Raw genomic sequence first — 15,995 nt, 5'->3', positions numbered from 1 at the left:
TTATTTTACGTTTTTGTTTTGATATGAGAATTCGTAAAATATTCTTCTTTATCCTTTTACTCATTCATTTTCTATTTGTATTAAGGAATTCGTGAATTCGCTGTCGCTTCATTTGGCTTGATCCAAAAGAACGAAAAGATCAAGGCTGATTTTCTTTTTCTGTGCATCTCTCTGATAATTTTTACTCCACCATAGACCAAGCCGCTACGCTTTGAGAGCTATTGCCTCGTCCAGGCTAAAATTATCAGGAGGCAAGACGAAAAATAAAATAGGCCGTTTACGATTTAATCATTGATTTGAGTTTAAGACAAAAGCTTCGAAATTCAGAGTTCCTTGTTCGATATTCGATATTCAATGCTACAATGCTACAATGCTACAATGCTTGAATGCATCAATGCATGAATACTTCTCAAATCTCAAATCTCCAATCTGAAATCTGAAATCAACATTCTCCAATCTTCAATCAAAATCCTAATCGAAATTCAAAGTTCCCTGTTCGATATTCGATATTCAATGCTACAATGCTAGAATAAAAACTTAAATCAAGGAGTCATTATTACAATTACCTCCCCAAGGTATTTGCTAGTTGTTCCATATTTACTACTTTAAAGGTCTTAAAAATGAAAAGGAAATAGTAAAGTATATATATGGTAAAAAATTACTTCGCATTTATTTTTTTGATATACATATTGATGTCTGGTTCTTTGATGGCGCAGGATAGAGACCTATGGACCAAAACAACTATGAGCCTATCAGAATTGGAGGTTCAAAAGGACTTTGAAGTCAAAAAAGAGTATCAGGCCTTTGAATTGAAACTGGGCAGTTTAAAGAATAAACTCTACTCTGGGTTGGAAGATCAAAGCAGTAGTCTAAAATCTGAGACTCAAGTTCAGTTTCCTCTTAAGAGTGGTGAATTAGTTTCTTTTTGGGTACACGAGACAGCTGTCATGCATCCGGCATTGGCTGAAAAATTTCCGAATAATAAATCCTACTCAGGTCGAGGGGTTGATGATCCTTCCCTAAAGATCAATTTTAGTATCAATGAACTCGGACTTCATGCCATGATTACTGATTATCAAGGAAAGGTTCAGTATATAGACCCATTAAAGCTTCAAAATCAAGCTAATAATAAGTTTTATCAGGTGTATAAGAGAGGCGATATCACGGGAGTAAAACAAGGATTTAATTGTGAAATTCAGCAAGTTGAATCAGCCTTAAATAAAGGAATGGCGACGCTTAAAAGCTATGACAGCAAGTTACGCACCTATCGATTGGCTATGGCAGTTACTGGAGAATATACCCAGTACCATATTGAGGCTGAGAATGCCCAGGACAAAACCAGACAAGAGCAAATAGAGATTGTAATGGCTTCTATAACCACTGCGATGACCCGTATTAATTATTTATTTGAAAAGGATCTGGCCGTGCGACTTCAGTTGGTCGAAAATAATCATCTACTTATTTTTTTTAATGACAACAGTCCTTATACTGAAGACAATATTTCCAATATGTTGAATCAAAACCAAAACATATGTAACCAAATTATTGGTTCTGGAGGCTATGATATAGGCCATGTCATGGGTACAATGGAAGAAGGAGGTAGAGCAAAAAATCCTTCAGTTTGTGTCACATCAGTTAAAGCTCAAGGGGCATCAGGAACAGTTCATCCCACAGGGGATGCTTTTTATTTTGATTATGTAGCCCATGAGTTGGGCCATCAGTTTGGGGCAAACCATACCTTTAACGGAGACTCATTAGATTGTGGTGGTATCAATCGAAATGATCCGACTGCAGTTGAGCCCGGAAGTGGTTCTACCATTATGGCCTATGCAGGTTTATGTGCGCCGCAAAATGTACAGTTGCGCAGTGATCTGTATTTTCATTCGATAAGTATACAAGAGATCTGGAACCATATTTCAGGAGTAGGTGAAAGCTGTGCACAAATGACTGAGCTCAAGGATAATATTCATGCACCCACTGCTGATGCTGGAGCTGATTTTATCATCCCAAAGGGCACTGCCTTTAAATTGGTTGGAGAGGGTCAGGATGCTGATGGAGATCCTCTTAGTTATTGTTGGGAACAAATTGACAATCAAATAAACAGGGTTCCGCCAACGGAGAATGACAGAATTGGCGCTTTGTACAGGTCATATCCTCCTGAGCAGAGCAATACCAGGTATTTACCCGCTCTGAAAGAACTCAGAAATGGTGCTTTATCGACAACCTGGGAAGTCACCCCAACGGTGGCAAGAGAACTGAATTTTAGTGTGACCGTTAGGGATAACAATCCTGAGGGCGGGCAAGTGGCTATTGATCAGCTTAAAGTTAGTGTATCAGACGCTGCAGGGCCGTTTGTGGTGACTTCACAAAACACTGCAGGATTGATTTGGGAACAAAATTCAGATCAATTAGTAGCATGGGATGTAGCCGGCACTGATGCCAATGGGGTGGATGTTTCAAAAGTCAATATTTTATTGTCCACAGACGGAGGCCTTACTTTTCCAACCACGCTTGTAGCTGATACGGATAATGATGGCTCGGAAAGCATAAAGGTGCCTTATTTTACTGCCGGGTCTTGTTACCTGATGGTCGAGGCAGTTGACAATTTTTTCTTTGCCCTGAATCAAAAGCCTTTTTCAATAGGAGAGGACAATCGTTTCTGTGAATATACAGCAAGTTCAGATGTGCCAATGATGATTCCTGACAATGACCTTCAGGGGATTGTTTCAACACTTGATATCGAAGCAGATTTGAACATAGAAGAGATCAGTATAACCGTTGATATAGAACATCCATTTATATGGGATTTAAGCTTGGAAATTGAAAGTCCTCAGGGAACAAAAATCCTATTAATTAAAGAAGCTTGTTTTGGTTATGGCGACAATATACAAGCGGTCTTTAGCGATGCAGGAGAAGGGATCAGATGCAGTAGTTCGGCTCCGGGAATTAGCGGACTGATCAAAGCCTCCGAGCTTTTGAGCTCCTTTGCCGGTGAAAGTACTTTAGGTCCATGGAAATTAAAACTAATTGATTCAGGACCAGCTGACATTGGTCACTTGGTCAATTGGGGCATGAGGGTTTGCAGTTACGAAGAAGTGCTCAGTGCCAAAGAATTCAATTTAAAAGGCTTTAATCTATACCCAAATCCGGCTGATGAGAGTTTTCAACTCAGCTTTGATCTAATATCAGATAGGGTAGATGTATTGTTATATGATGCCTTGGGCAGAATCGTATTGCAAAAGTCTTATCAAAGCAATTCTTTAAAATTCAAAGAACGCATACAAACTGCGCAGCTAAAAGCAGGTCTTTATTTTCTAAAGGTTGTTAATGGTGATGGGTTTGTTATGGAGAGGGTTTTGGTGCGGTAATGCTGAAATGCTTGAATGGGTGAATGCGTGAAATCGAACCAGCCTGCCGGCAGGCAGGGATTCAGCACGGCTAATAGGGTAATTATTTCAAAAACTTCCAATCAAAAGCATCTTTGCTTTTTTCTTCAGGGCAAATATCCAGGTCATCAACATCTTCGGTGGTCTTTGAAAAATAGACGGTTTTTTTGACATTGTCCAGGGTTTCAAACTCCACTTTCAGGCGTTCTCCGTCCATGCTAAAGGTATAGGTTTCATCATCAAGATAGGTGAATACCAGTTTGTTTTCCGAAATTTCGAGAACTTCTACTTCTTCGGTGTTCAGCGTCTCATGACTGTGATAAAAACATTCTTTACGGGTCATAAGTTTTGCCAATTCCAGATCAGACATCCATAGTTCCAGGTCCTTGTCGATGTCGTCATTAAGCCTTACATAAATGCGCATCTCCTCTTCAATAAGCTTCCATGTGGTTCCATCATATTTTTCAAGGAAGCCCTGAGACCAAAACAGGCCTTTGTCTTTTTGGTCCGGAACACAGCTGTTGTGCGAGATCAGCAAGCCTAACAATGCAAACAGGATAAAAAACCGCGATACGAAATGCTTTAGTGTGTTCATGACTGTTGATTTAAACGTTCTATAGCCTTAAAGGTAGAACCCGGGCAGGATCTTTACATTGATCTGGGTCATTGCTATTGTTGATTTTGATTTTTTGAAGGCCTTGTTTCAGGTGCTAGGTGGTCCGTTTTGCTTGTGTAAGCAACAAAAACAAGGATGTATAAAAATAAATTTGTTTTTTAGTACGATTCGTACTATATTCGTAGTACGAATCGTACTATTATGAAAAAAGATATAAAACCAACGCTATTAGATTTTGCCATACTCGGATTGATTTATGACCAGCCTTTATCAGGTTATGGTATTCGAAAGGTGTTTGAGGAAACAGCAATGGGCAATTACAGCAATAGCCCCGGAACGATTTATCCTGCCATCAAAAGGTTGGAGAAATTTGAACTGGCAAAAAAAATTTTACAGCCAGATACGGGAAAAACAAGAATTCAAATTACTCAAAAGGGGCTTTTAAGGCTTAAAGAATGGTTGATAAAACCCATTGAAAAAAAAGAAGTCGAAAAGAAAATAGATGAACTTTTACTTCGGTTTGCATTTATGGAGAACCTGATCAACAAAGAACAGAAAATTATCTTTCTTCGTTCTTTTCACGACTTGTTGGAAACATATATTCAAGATCTTCAAACTTTTTACGGCAAAGAATCAAACAAGATGCCTTTGCATGGCAGGCTCGCCTTTGAACACGGTATTGAGTCGAACAAAACCACCTTAAAATGGTGTAAAAATACAATCTCAGCATTAACCTAAAATAAATTATCATGAAACTTAATTATTATATAAAATTGTTGCTGGCATCAATAATAATACTTGTTTTATACCTTGTGTTTGATGCATTGTTTTTGTCAAGAAACTCCCTTGGCTCTATCAATTTATGGGGTGTTGTTTCTGCTATCTTAATTGTAATCCTATTGGGCCTTTATGTGTCCTATTCAAGTTTAAGAGGGTTGAAACTGGTGCTTTCGGTATTTTTTATTTATTATATCATTGGCCACTTCAACTTATTAATTGAAGCATATATTTTTAACGTAACCGACCGGGCAGAGACCACCAAAGAAATGTTTCAAGGCCTGTTTATAGTGGCTATTTTTGCGCCATTATTTGTGCTGGTCCTCAATAAGTGGGAGGGAAGCTCAGAATCACTGCGATTCAAAGGGCGATCTGTATTCAGCTGGATCTGGAGGAGCGTACTGGGAATTTTTATTTATTTGATATTTTATATTGGTGCCGGAATGATCTTACAAGCCACATATCCTGACCTTATGTCTTTTTATGAAGGGAAACTGCCAGCGGCGGATGTGATGATCTTAACCCAGTTTCCAAGAGGACTCTTATTTGTGCTTGTAGCCATCTTGATGCTGCGAACCTTAAAGTTGCCACAATTCAAAAAGGCCCTGATCATAGGACTGGTGTTTTCAGTTATTGGAGGCATCGCACCGTTGATCCCGCCCAGTGAGTTTATGCCCGCAAATATAAGATTGGTGCATGGAATAGAGGTGGGGATATCTAATTTTCTCTATGGGATGACTTTGGCTTATTTGCTGGGTCAGGAATTGTTGAATAAAAGCGACCATGCACCAATAGAGTAGTTCTCCCTGTTCGACCTGCTTCGCCGGCAGTGATATTAGATGTTCAAATGCTTCAATGCTGAAATGCTTTAATTAAGTTTATTTGTTCTTTTGTTTTTAATGAAAAATCGTGAAATAATTTCTTCTGTTCCTTTTTTGCTCCTCCAAAAAACGAAATCGACGGAAGGAGATTCATGAGCTCCAATTTATCAAATAACAAATAAGGCGAACTAACCAAAAAAGGAGGTTGCTTTTACGAGGTGTTTTTTAGGCTTTTCTATCGAACGCCTAGAAACCGTTTAAAAAGCGCTAAATTTTTTCCAAGGCTTCAAAAATTTTGACGCGCTTTTCAAACTACACTGACGTAAAAGCCTCAGTCAAATTAATAATTTTGGTTTGGCAGAACAATTCGACATTCAAAGTTTCCTGTTCGACATTCGATATTCAAAAACCGCTTCTGAAATCTCAAATCTCCAATCTGAAATCTCAAATCAAAACTCTCCAATCTTAAATCTTCAATCAAGAGCCTAATCGACATTCAAAGTTCCCTGTTCGAAATTCGGTATTCAATGGTACAATGCTACAATGCTACAATGCATGAAATCGAAGATTCAGCGGAGCTAATGCATCAATACATGAATACTTCTTAAATCTGAAATCTCCAATCAACGTTCTCAAATCTCAAATTCATGCTATTGTTTAAAATAGCTCTTCTTATAATCAAGGCTAATTTCCTGTTCCATAAGCAGTATTTCGGGTTTGTCTTTTCTAAGGGCTACCTGCCAGTTGTGAAATACTTCCCAAACGTCATCCTTATAAATGGCCGGGCCGTATTGTTTGATAAGGGCATGTCTTACCCTGTCTTCTTCTGCTTTTCCCAACAGGATCCATACCACGTTAAGTTTGTCATCCCCAAAACGTGCTTCGGCTTTTCTGGGGAAGCCCAGGTAATTGACGCCAAAACAGTTGATCTGGTATTGTGCATTGGGGTCAGATCCGTCTAATGCTTCTTTGAGGGTAAAGGTGCTATTCGCTTCAAGAGAGGATTCCAGTTCCTCAAAAGTGGCACCCATTTGTAAGAATGCCGGGACCAATCCGGTATTGGGCAGGGCCAAACCTTCTGCCGTATCCAGAACTGGGTTTTCCCAGGTGAATAAATGCGAAAACAGGGCCTCATCTGTCAAGATCCAGGCGATATCTTTTTTGGGATTGATAAATAACTTTTGCTTTTGGTAGATTTCGTAGTCCATATAATTGATGGCGGTATCTTTTAGCTTGGCGGCAAGACTTTGCTGCACATTCCCCCGGGCTTCAATATTGGTGAGCTGGTTATCTGCAAAAGTAAATACCGCCTTGCTGATGGTACCGGTTGCGGTTTTGACATCCGAACAAACCAGGTGCTGCTCTTTGTCTTTTGCCAAAGGAAAAACAGTATGTTGCACCGTAATCACTTTCGAAGCAGCTGCGATGTCTTTGAGTTTGGTTTGTACTGTTGACAGGGATTCCTTCATATTGACCCCATTGAATTGCTGTTCTGCCTGGGCGAAGCATAAAGCAGGTATTATTAACAGGGCCGTTAACAGGTATTTAGGGTATTTCATTTTTGATTTTTTAGTAGTATTTGTAATTGGACAACAGAAGGAGTGGATTGGTTACAAGTTTGGGGGTTTAATGCTACAATGCTTTAATTAAGTTTATTTGTTCTTTTGTTTTTAATGAAAAATCGTGAAATAATTTCTTCTGTTCCTTTTTTACTCACCCCCATACTATTGGTTTAAGTATTCGTGATGTGCTTCGCAGTTGCTCCTCCAAAAAAGAACCAAAAAAGGAGGTTGCTTTTACGAGGTGTTTTTTAGGCTTTTCTATCGAACGCCTAAAAACCGTTTAAAAAGCGCTAAATTTTTTCCAAGGCTTCAAAAATTCTTAACGCGCTTTTTAACATACACTGCCGTAAAAGCTTCGATCTAATCAATAATTTCGTAGGGGAGTTCACTTCTTATATCTGAAATCTACATTCTCAAATCTTCAATCAACATGTAGCTTCTTCCATCCTAAAATTATCAGGATGCAAGACGAAAAACAAAATAGGCCGTTTCCATCTAATCAATAATTTCGTAGGCGACTTCACTTCTTAAATCTGAAATCTGAAACCTGAAATCTCCAATCTGAAATCTGAAATCTGAAATCAAAACCCTACTTCATCCTGCCACGCCGTTGGGCGTGGTATTTGTTTCCAAAAATGCTACAATAACATACAACCTTTACATTTTAGTAACCACAGTCCAGAGAAAATTCTACGTCTTCATCTCTCATCCAGATCGCTAAGCCGGGATTTTCTATTTGTTCAAGTAGCGTTTCATTCAACTGTACACAAGTCAACGGGTTGTTTCTAATGTCTAAGAACAAAATACTATTCAAGGCTGAAAGGTCAAGATCAGAAAGTTCATTGTCTTGTAGAAATAATTTGTATAAATGATGGTTGTTCGATAGGTTTATATTCTTTAATTTGTTTTGATTACAAGTAAGCATTTGTAAACTCAAAAAATCTTCAATACCACTGAGATCCTGGATGTTTAGGTTTGACACATCCAATTCTTCAATCCTGCTGATTACCTGGGTTGACACGTAATCATCCAATTGATCATCGTATCCGAGATCAATAAGGGCCTGTTCAAAATGATCATCCGGTATGTAGGTTTTGTCTGCGACTCCTTCCTTAAAAATTGCATAAAGAAAAAGGTGATCTGCATTCTGAAACATTAAAGCGTCATTTAAATCAAATACTATCGGGTTTTTAGTAGTAAGAAAATCCCCTAATGCGTTATCAAAGATTCCATGCAAATAGACAAAATAGGATCCTTCTTTCGCATATGCAGTAAGTCTTATGTCTGAATTGCCCAATGCAGGATCTCCGACCCATTCTTTTTCCACAGAGCCACTTCCAAATACCCAAATGGATATTGGAATTGACATATTTATTTCGAATTTCGCTGTGATGCTCATGGCTTGATCCATCGTTATCTGAATCGGGTTTTGGGTAGCAGTATGGTCACCACTCCATCCAACAAACATCCAGCCGGCGTCAGGTATGGCAGTGAGCTGAACCGTTGTTCCGGAATCATAATCAGTAGTCGATTTTGCCTGAATGATTTCTTCATTTACCGTTCCGTTTCCTACCGTCTCTATGGTCAAGGCATACGATACCTTTTCGAATTTCGCTGTGATGCTCATGGCTTTATCCATGGTCAGCTGAATGGGGTTTTCGCTGCCTGTATGGTCTCCGCTCCATTCCACAAACTTCCACTGATCATCAGGAACTGCTGTGAGCTCAACGGTTGCCCCGGATTCATAATCTGTAGAGGAAGATTTAGCCAGGACAAGTTCCTGATTTACGGTTCCTTCTCCAATAATATCTATCGTTAATGCATAATTTACTTTTTCAAAAACAGCCGTGATGTTTTTGTCTTCAAGAATGATTATTTTCAAAGGGTTGTCATCACCACTGGCATCCCCGGTCCAGTTTTTAAAAACATACTCCGCGTTGGGGGTCGCCTTGAGTTCAATTTCGGTTCCTTCATAAAACATTCCTGAAGCAGGGGCAATGGTTCCTGCTTGGTCAGGAGTCACCTGAGTAGTAAGCTGATAGTAAACCGGATCGTCATCACTACAGGTTGTCAGCACTACAAATAGTAAAGCGTAAATTGTTAATTTTAAATGCATTAGATTTTTCATACCACATGATTTAGCGACCATTCTTATTCATAAATGATCTGATAAGCAAAAAGAATGGTATGATTATAGAGACATGAAGTTAGTGTGAGGTTTGTGATTTGGCAATGATGCGTATCAGTTTTAATAGTGATATTGATCAAGTTTATTTGTTTTTTTGTTTTGAAAGAAAAATTCGTAAAATATTCTTCTTTACTCTTTTGTCTTGAAACAAAAGAGCCAAAAATTCAAGGCTGATTTTGTTTTTCTGTGCATCTCTCTGATAATTTTTACTCCACCATAGCCCAAGCCGCTGCGCTTTGAGAGCTATTGCTTCGTCCTTGCTAAAATTATAAGGATGCAAGACGAAAAACAAAATAGGCCGATTCGATCTAATCAATAATTTCGTAGGCGAGTTCACTTCTTAAATCTGAAATCTGAAATCAAGAGCCTAATCGACATTCAAAGTTCCTTGTTCGATATTCGATATTCAATGCTTGAATGCTTGAATGCGTGAAATCGAACCAGCCTGCCGGCAGACAGGGATTCAGCGGAGCCAATACTTCTCAAATCTCAAATCTGAAATCTGAAATCAAAACTCTCCAATCTTAAATCAATGCTACAATGTTACAATGATCATGCATGAATCATCTTAATGTCGCTTTTTTACAATCACAAGCAATTGAATAGTAGTACCTTGTACCATATAATATAGATAGCGAAGTATATATTAACTATTAAAAAGTCTAGTATGATCAATGTTTCAGAAATTGCCCCAGATGTGTTTCGAATTTCAGTTTATGTCAAAGAATTTAATTTACAGTTCAACCATTTTCTAATTAAAGATGATGAGCCAATGCTCTATCACGCAGGAATGAGACAAATGTTTCCGGTAGTGTTTGAAGCCGTGAGTAAACTAATTGACCCTTCAAAGATCATGTGGATCGGTTTTAGTCATTTTGAGGTTGATGAGTGTGGAGCGCTCAATGATTGGCTTCAGGTAGCACCCAATGCAAAACCTGTTTGCAGTGAAGTTGGAGCCATTGTAAATATGGGAGATTTTTCAATCAGACCCGCACATGCCATGGCTAGTAATGCTATTTTGAATACTGGGAAGCATAATTATCGTTTTATCAGAACACCACATTTACCCCATGGATGGGATGCTGGAGTACTTTTTGAAGAGACTAACGGAACACTGCTTTGCTCAGACTTATTTCATCAGAATGGAAATGTAATCGATATAACAGATAAAGATATTTTGGGTTCTCACAAAAAATCCATGCTCGAATATGAACAAGGACCTTTGATGGAATATACACCCTATACACACAATACAGCAAAGATTCTAAGCTCATTGGCAGATCTGAAGCCAAAAACCCTTGCTACTATGCATGGCTCATCATTTGTGGGTAACTGCAGCCAGGCTTTATTGGATCTAAATTACATCATGAAAGAAATCTATGATACCCAGGAAAAAGCTAAGAGTTAGTTTAAATCTGCTATCTTTAGAATAAGATTAGAAGGAATAATGAGTAATCAAGTTATTGAATATAGTCCGTGCGAGCGTCTCCAGCCATTTGTTGAATTGTATTGGGAAGGCAGTTTTAATGTAAATGCTACCCAGCGCATATCCATGCAATTGATTCCAAATGGTTGTTTGGAATTGATTTTCCACCTCAATGATTTACACTGCGACCTGCAAAAAGATGACCAATGGTCTCAAACACCAGATTATATGATCATCGGACTTTTTACCAATCCGTATGAGATACAATTTAAAAATCATGTAGATGTATTTGCTATTCGATTTAAACCTGAAGGCATCTATAATGTCTTTGGCGTACCGGCATCAGAATTTAAGGAACGATTTGAAGATATGTCTATGGTCATAGGTCAGGAATTTCGTGATTTCAGCCACAGGATAAAAGAAGAGAAAAATGTTCTCAATATGATCAAACGTGCTGAAGGTTATTTGCTAAGGAATCTTCAGAGCAATAAGATAGACATGAGTTATATTAACCAGGCCGCTGAACTCATCCGAAATTCAAATGTGATCAAAATAGATGAGCTGGCCAATCAACTTTATATTAGTAAACGTCAATTAGAACGAGAATTTAAAAACAAGGTCGGTATCAGCCCCAAACATTACTTTAGAATCACCAGAATCAATGAAGTAATACGTTGTTTGAACGGATATAAAAAAATGGATTTAACCGATGTAGCATATTACTGCGGCTATTATGATCAGGCACATTTTATACATGACTTTAAAACAATAGCCGGTATAAAACCAAGTATTTTTAAAGGGAAAAGAGGCCTTTTGATAGGTAATTCAAGTTTAGGGTTTTATGATGGTTAAAAAGAAACTTCGATTTTCAATGCTACAATGCTACAATGCTACAATGCTACAATGCTACAATGCTAAAATGCTTGAATGCGTGAAATCGAAGATTCAGCGGAGCTAATACTTCTTAAATCTTAAATCTCAAATCTCCAATCTCCAATCAAAACTCTCCAAGCTCCAATCAAAACCCTGTTCGACCTGTAACGACGGCAGCCAGGGATTCATTAGAGTCAATGGAGGTGAAACTAGAATTCGTAAAATAATTTCTTCTCTGACCTTTTGGCTTGATCCAAAAGAACCAAAAGATCAAGGCTGATTTTGTTTTTCTGTGCATCTCTCTGATAATTTTTACTCCACCATAGCCCAAGCCGCTGTGCTTTGAGAGCTATTGCTTCGTCCTTGCTAAAATTATCAGGATGCAAGACGAAAAACAAAATAGGCCGTTTCCATCTAATCAATAATTTCGTAGGCGAGTTCACTTCTTAAATCTCAAATCTTCAATCTGAAATCTTAAATCAAAACCCTAATCGACATTCAAAGTTCCCTGTTCGATATTCGACATTCAAAAACCACTTCTTAAATCTGAAATCTCCAATCCCTGCCTGCCGGCAGGCAAGTTAAATCTCAAATCAACATTCTCCAATCTGAAATCTCAAATCATTTCAACGTTCCCTGTTCGATATTCGACATTCAAAAACCACTTCTCACATCAACAATCTTTTTACAAAATACATTTTCATCATTCCTTTATTCTTTGCTTCAATCTCCCCTCGGTAGGTGCATTCGTATTGATCTTTGATGAGTTGGTAGGTATTATCTGAAATGTTGATCTTACCGGGTTCTGAATTTGATTCCATACGTGAGGCAATATTCACTGTATCTCCCCAAATATCATAGGCAAATTTCTTTTTACCCACTATACCAGCTACAACGGGCCCTGTGTTGATCCCGATGCGGATGTCGAATCGGGTCATGGCTTCAGGATCTATCTTTTTTGATTCATGTACAAACTCAGCGATTTCAAGAGCGGCCTCAATCATTTTACCAGGGTGATCCTCAGTAGGAAAGGGTAGTCCTCCGGCACACATATAGGCATCTCCCACGGTTTTGATCTTCTCGAGACCATGTTTTTCAATGATATCGTCGAATTTTGAATAATAGAAATCTATGCTATCGACCAGCTCTTCAGGAGATAGTTTATCAGAATAGGCCGTAAAGCCTTGAAAATCGGTAAACATAACACTTACTGAATCAAAGCGTTTGGCTTGAACCTTGCCATTATCCTTAAGTTCTTCAGCTGTTTGTTCAGGCAGAATATTCAGCAAAAGTAAATCTGATCTTTTCTTTTCATTTTCAACGAGAAGTTTGGCTTTATTAATAAAATTATTTCTGCGATATAAGCCAATGGCGACAACGATTATGAGTAAAAGACTTATTCCGGAAGCCAGGGAGATCAGTTGTTGGTTTTTTCTCTGTTGGTCAAGCAGGTCAACTTCGATTTGTTTTTGTGACACTTCATAATTGGTTCTTTGGTTAGCCATTGCCTGAATAGAGGAAATATTGGTCACACTATCCCGGTAAACGATATGATTTTTATAGTTCTTTAATGACTCTTCAGCCATTCCTCGCAACTCATTGAGTTCAGAAATCTGCAAATATGCCTTACTAATCTGATCTTTAAGGCCATATTGCATAGCCAGGTCAAGGCTTCTTTCTGCATAAGAAAATGCTTGCGGCCAGTCTTGCTTTTTAGCATAGATATCAGACATGTAATTGAGGTATACCGAAACGGGAGCATAGTCCTTTATTTCTTCCAAAATTACTATGGCTTCGTTGATATTTTGTTCAGCCAAATTGTCTTCACCCTGCTTGGCATAAACCATTCCAATATTTCCCAAATTATAAGCCATGCCTATTTTCGAATCAATTCTTTCATATATAATTCCTGCTTCTTCAAAATAGCCCAGGGCCTTATCAAACTGGTTGTTAAGAAAAGCATCATCTCCGGCATTTAACAGAGCAGCTGCCAATAAATTTGAGTATTTTGCTTTTTGCCTTAATTTTGCTATGGCCTTTGAATAATAGTTTTCAGAATTAGTAAAATCCCCCATAATTGAATAAACATCTGCAATAGCCATATAGGCAATCCCCTCTCTTTCAGGGTGATTTATTTTGTTAGCTATTTTTACACTACTAAAGAATTTAGTAAGGGCAATGTCTAATTCTCCGATTGATTTATAGGTGTTTCCACTTGCATAGTAACCGTCAAATAAATATTTGTCATTTTTGGCTGATTTCGAAAGGTCAATAAGTTCTTCAGCATATTTTAAGGATAGGTTGAAATCATTCAACTCATTAAAAGTAATTTGTGAAAGTAATTCCAATTTAGCTGAATCTTTCAATACATCTTGATCATATATAATTTTTAGACTGTCAGCTACTCGTTGGTCCTGCGCTACAGATGAATTGATAAAAACACAAAATAAGCCTATTATCAGATAATAGGCTTTTCTCTTCAGAAACATATCATTCCTTTTAACGATTGGTAGCCCTTACAGTTATTTTAGGGTCAATTGTACCAGTTGAATTATCTTTTTTTGTCCAATCTAAATAATAGTACTCTTCGCCATCATTGTCAAATACTGTTCCCTGCCAATTGATAGATACATTATCAGGCGGATTATTATTAGGGAAAGGGGCTGGCGGCGTACTCCAAATGTCAGTTTGATTTGTATTTGGCTGAATAAAAGGCCTTATAGCTATAGTTTTAAGTAAGGATCCTGTAACATTCCATTGAACTTCACCCTTGCGGGGAGAAGTGGCATTTCCATTATTCGATAAGGTAACATTTCCAGACGAATCTGTACTAACATTGATTGTTGTCATGAGTTAAATTTGAAAGATTTATAATTTAATTAGAGTTAATGTACTTCTATTTTTGAATCCAATCAAACGAACTAGGACGAAGAGATGGTTTTTCTATCCGAAGGGCCTATTATAATTATCAAACTAAATTCTTTGTGAATTCGGATTCGGTTCAGGCTGTAAGGCTGGTGGATTAGTATGGGAAATCGCCATCTGCCTGCCGGCAGACAGGGGTTTAGCGGAGCTAATGCTGTAATTAAGGTTTTTTGTTTTTTTCTTGAAAGAAAAATTCGTAAAATATTCTTCTTTACTCTTTTGTCTTGAAACAAAAGAGCCAAAAATTCAAGGCTGATTTTGTTTTTCTGTGCATCTCTCTGATAATTTTTACTCCACCATAGCCCAAGCCGCTGCGCTTCCGGAGCTATTGCTTCGTCCAGGCTAAAATTATCAGGATGCAATACGAAAAACAAAATAGGCCGTTTCGATCGAATCAATAATTTCGTTGGGGAGTTCACTTCTTAAATCTGAAATCTCAAATCAAGAGCCTAATCGAAATTCAAAGTTCCCTGTTCGACATTCGACATTCAAAAACCACTTCTTAAATCTCAAATCTCCAATCTGAAATCTTAAATCAAAACTCTCCATTCTCCAATCAATCCACCATTATCCACTGTATTATAATATCTCACCTTATCCATCCTTCGGTAGAAGGGTTGTTTTGGCTTTAAAAGGGTATTTATACCTCAAATGACATGGTTTTGGAGGGCCTGATATATCTCATGGTTTGGGCGGGGAGATATGGGTATTTTTAGAGGTAGCTAATTGCATTCACTCGTGAAATTCAAGACCGTACTTAAAAACTTAGTTTACCCGATTACTTTGTTAACCATCATTACCTTTTTAGGTATATTGATATCCCTTCATTCCTTATACGTTGCTGTTACTATTGATCCCTTATATGCGGTCATTGTAATTCCGATCACCATATTTTTAATCGTCCTATATATCCTTGACAGGCTTTTGATCAAAAGGGTAGCTTATTCAACATTGATGCTGGGAGAACTCATACTTGGGATTGGTGTTTTTCTGCTGTTTTCCTATCAGGAAAGTTATACCGATGTCAATTTCAATACGGATCAGGATTATATACTGGTCATCTTTGATGCTAAAGAAAATTCAATCGCAACATTTAACAGAAAAGGCCTTTTTGGAAAGGAACTCAAGGTGGATACCAACACGATCCACCTGGACAGGACCATGGCTGCACGAAAGAACTTAAGGATCAACGATCCCGCAGCATGGAAAGGATCCTATTATAAGCGGGGTAAATACGAATTCAAGGGAGATTCGATCGAGTATATTTTTTCTTTACATCAAAAAAGGATAGGCCCTGATTTTATCAGGGAAACGGATAGGTTTGTGGATAGTTTGTTGGAAGTGGGGATGGAGTGATTTGTCTTGTCCTTTTGCCTTGATGCAAAAGAACCAAAAAATCAAGGCTGATTTTGTTTTTCTGT

Annotated in this window: 13 protein-coding genes; 6 read left to right on the top strand and 7 right to left on the bottom strand. The window is 38.0% G+C overall.

Annotated elements, in window-relative coordinates:
• The first annotated feature begins 692 nt into the window (after nucleotides 1-692).
• The gene (locus AABB81_RS03135; RefSeq protein WP_342158564.1) at nucleotides 693-3,368 is read left to right on the top strand and encodes a zinc-dependent metalloprotease family protein; all 2,676 of its coding nucleotides are present in this window, start codon (nucleotides 693-695) and stop codon (nucleotides 3,366-3,368) included.
• An 82-nt stretch (nucleotides 3,369-3,450) separates the two neighbouring features.
• On the opposite strand, the gene AABB81_RS03130 is transcribed toward AABB81_RS03135, so the two are convergent.
• Nucleotides 3,451-3,981, bottom strand: a complete 531-nt coding sequence (locus tag AABB81_RS03130; protein WP_342158562.1) for a hypothetical protein — start codon at nucleotides 3,979-3,981, stop codon at nucleotides 3,451-3,453.
• A 222-nt stretch (nucleotides 3,982-4,203) separates the two neighbouring features.
• Between AABB81_RS03130 and AABB81_RS03125 the strand changes: the two genes are divergently transcribed.
• On the top strand, nucleotides 4,204-4,740 hold the full coding sequence (locus tag AABB81_RS03125; protein ID WP_342158560.1) for a helix-turn-helix transcriptional regulator: 537 nt from the start codon (nucleotides 4,204-4,206) through the stop codon (nucleotides 4,738-4,740).
• Between the two features lie 11 nt (nucleotides 4,741-4,751).
• A complete protein-coding gene (locus AABB81_RS03120; RefSeq protein WP_342158558.1) occupies nucleotides 4,752-5,579 on the top strand; it encodes a hypothetical protein in 828 nt (275 codons plus the stop codon).
• A gap of 671 nt (nucleotides 5,580-6,250) precedes the next feature.
• Here AABB81_RS03120 and AABB81_RS03115 read toward each other — a convergent pair.
• Nucleotides 6,251-7,159, bottom strand: a complete 909-nt coding sequence (locus AABB81_RS03115; RefSeq protein WP_342158556.1) for a hypothetical protein — start codon at nucleotides 7,157-7,159, stop codon at nucleotides 6,251-6,253.
• Nucleotides 7,160-7,826: 667 nt separating this feature from the next.
• Nucleotides 7,827-9,290 carry an InlB B-repeat-containing protein gene (locus AABB81_RS03110; RefSeq protein WP_342158554.1) on the bottom strand — a complete coding sequence of 488 codons (1,464 nt, stop codon included), beginning with the start codon at nucleotides 9,288-9,290 and terminating at the stop codon, nucleotides 7,827-7,829.
• Between the two features lie 727 nt (nucleotides 9,291-10,017).
• Between AABB81_RS03110 and AABB81_RS03105 the strand changes: the two genes are divergently transcribed.
• Together AABB81_RS03105 and AABB81_RS03100 are read left to right on the top strand one after the other, a co-directional pair.
• Nucleotides 10,018-10,758 (top strand): oxygen-binding di-iron domain-containing protein, encoded by a 741-nt coding sequence (locus tag AABB81_RS03105; RefSeq protein WP_342158552.1) that lies wholly within the window; start codon nucleotides 10,018-10,020, stop codon nucleotides 10,756-10,758.
• Nucleotides 10,759-10,797: 39 nt separating this feature from the next.
• Nucleotides 10,798-11,628, top strand: a complete 831-nt coding sequence (locus AABB81_RS03100; RefSeq protein WP_342158550.1) for a DUF6597 domain-containing transcriptional factor — start codon at nucleotides 10,798-10,800, stop codon at nucleotides 11,626-11,628.
• Nucleotides 11,629-11,794: 166 nt separating this feature from the next.
• On the opposite strand, the gene AABB81_RS03095 is transcribed toward AABB81_RS03100, so the two are convergent.
• The 4 genes from AABB81_RS03095 to AABB81_RS03080 all read right to left on the bottom strand — a co-directional run bounded on the left by AABB81_RS03095 (nucleotide 11,795) and on the right by AABB81_RS03080 (nucleotide 14,948).
• Nucleotides 11,795-11,947 (bottom strand): hypothetical protein, encoded by a 153-nt coding sequence (locus AABB81_RS03095; RefSeq protein ID WP_342158548.1) that lies wholly within the window; start codon nucleotides 11,945-11,947, stop codon nucleotides 11,795-11,797.
• 370 nt (nucleotides 11,948-12,317) lie between these two features.
• Entirely contained in the window at nucleotides 12,318-14,138 is a 1,821-nt protein-coding gene (locus AABB81_RS03090) for an adenylate/guanylate cyclase domain-containing protein (protein ID WP_342158546.1), read from the bottom strand.
• 10 nt (nucleotides 14,139-14,148) lie between these two features.
• Nucleotides 14,149-14,499, bottom strand: coding sequence for a hypothetical protein (locus AABB81_RS03085; RefSeq protein WP_342158544.1), 351 nt, complete (start codon nucleotides 14,497-14,499; stop codon nucleotides 14,149-14,151).
• A 71-nt stretch (nucleotides 14,500-14,570) separates the two neighbouring features.
• Nucleotides 14,571-14,948: a hypothetical protein gene (locus AABB81_RS03080; protein ID WP_342158542.1), complete on the bottom strand. Its 378-nt coding sequence runs from the start codon at nucleotides 14,946-14,948 to the stop codon at nucleotides 14,571-14,573.
• Between the two features lie 364 nt (nucleotides 14,949-15,312).
• Here AABB81_RS03080 and AABB81_RS03075 point away from each other — a divergent pair, with 364 nt between their 5' ends.
• Entirely contained in the window at nucleotides 15,313-15,930 is a 618-nt protein-coding gene (locus AABB81_RS03075) for a hypothetical protein (protein WP_342158540.1), read from the top strand.
• Nucleotides 15,931-15,995 lie beyond the last annotated feature (65 nt).

Origin of the sequence: Lutimonas vermicola (genome assembly GCF_038433205.1) — a bacterium.
In the GTDB taxonomy this organism is placed as follows: domain Bacteria; phylum Bacteroidota; class Bacteroidia; order Flavobacteriales; family Flavobacteriaceae; genus Lutimonas; species Lutimonas vermicola.
The sequence above is the reverse complement of the archived record's forward strand: the minus strand, read 5'-3'. Positions and strand labels throughout refer to the sequence as shown.

Excerpts from the sequence above, each read along its gene's own strand:
- AABB81_RS03135 (WP_342158564.1), top strand. The coding sequence starts at position 693 with ATGTCTGGTTCTTTGATGGCGCAGGATAGAGACCTATGGACCAAAACA.
- AABB81_RS03130 (WP_342158562.1), bottom strand. The coding sequence starts at position 3,981 with ATGAACACACTAAAGCATTTCGTATCGCGGTTTTTTATCCTGTTTGCA.
- AABB81_RS03125 (WP_342158560.1), top strand. The coding sequence starts at position 4,204 with ATGAAAAAAGATATAAAACCAACGCTATTAGATTTTGCCATACTCGGA.
- AABB81_RS03120 (WP_342158558.1), top strand. The coding sequence starts at position 4,752 with ATGAAACTTAATTATTATATAAAATTGTTGCTGGCATCAATAATAATA.
- AABB81_RS03115 (WP_342158556.1), bottom strand. The coding sequence starts at position 7,159 with ATGAAATACCCTAAATACCTGTTAACGGCCCTGTTAATAATACCTGCT.
- AABB81_RS03110 (WP_342158554.1), bottom strand. The coding sequence starts at position 9,290 with ATGAAAAATCTAATGCATTTAAAATTAACAATTTACGCTTTACTATTT.
- AABB81_RS03105 (WP_342158552.1), top strand. The coding sequence starts at position 10,018 with ATGATCAATGTTTCAGAAATTGCCCCAGATGTGTTTCGAATTTCAGTT.
- AABB81_RS03100 (WP_342158550.1), top strand. The coding sequence starts at position 10,798 with ATGAGTAATCAAGTTATTGAATATAGTCCGTGCGAGCGTCTCCAGCCA.
- AABB81_RS03095 (WP_342158548.1), bottom strand. The coding sequence starts at position 11,947 with ATGCACAGAAAAACAAAATCAGCCTTGATCTTTTGGTTCTTTTGGATC.
- AABB81_RS03090 (WP_342158546.1), bottom strand. The coding sequence starts at position 14,138 with ATGTTTCTGAAGAGAAAAGCCTATTATCTGATAATAGGCTTATTTTGT.
- AABB81_RS03085 (WP_342158544.1), bottom strand. The coding sequence starts at position 14,499 with ATGACAACAATCAATGTTAGTACAGATTCGTCTGGAAATGTTACCTTA.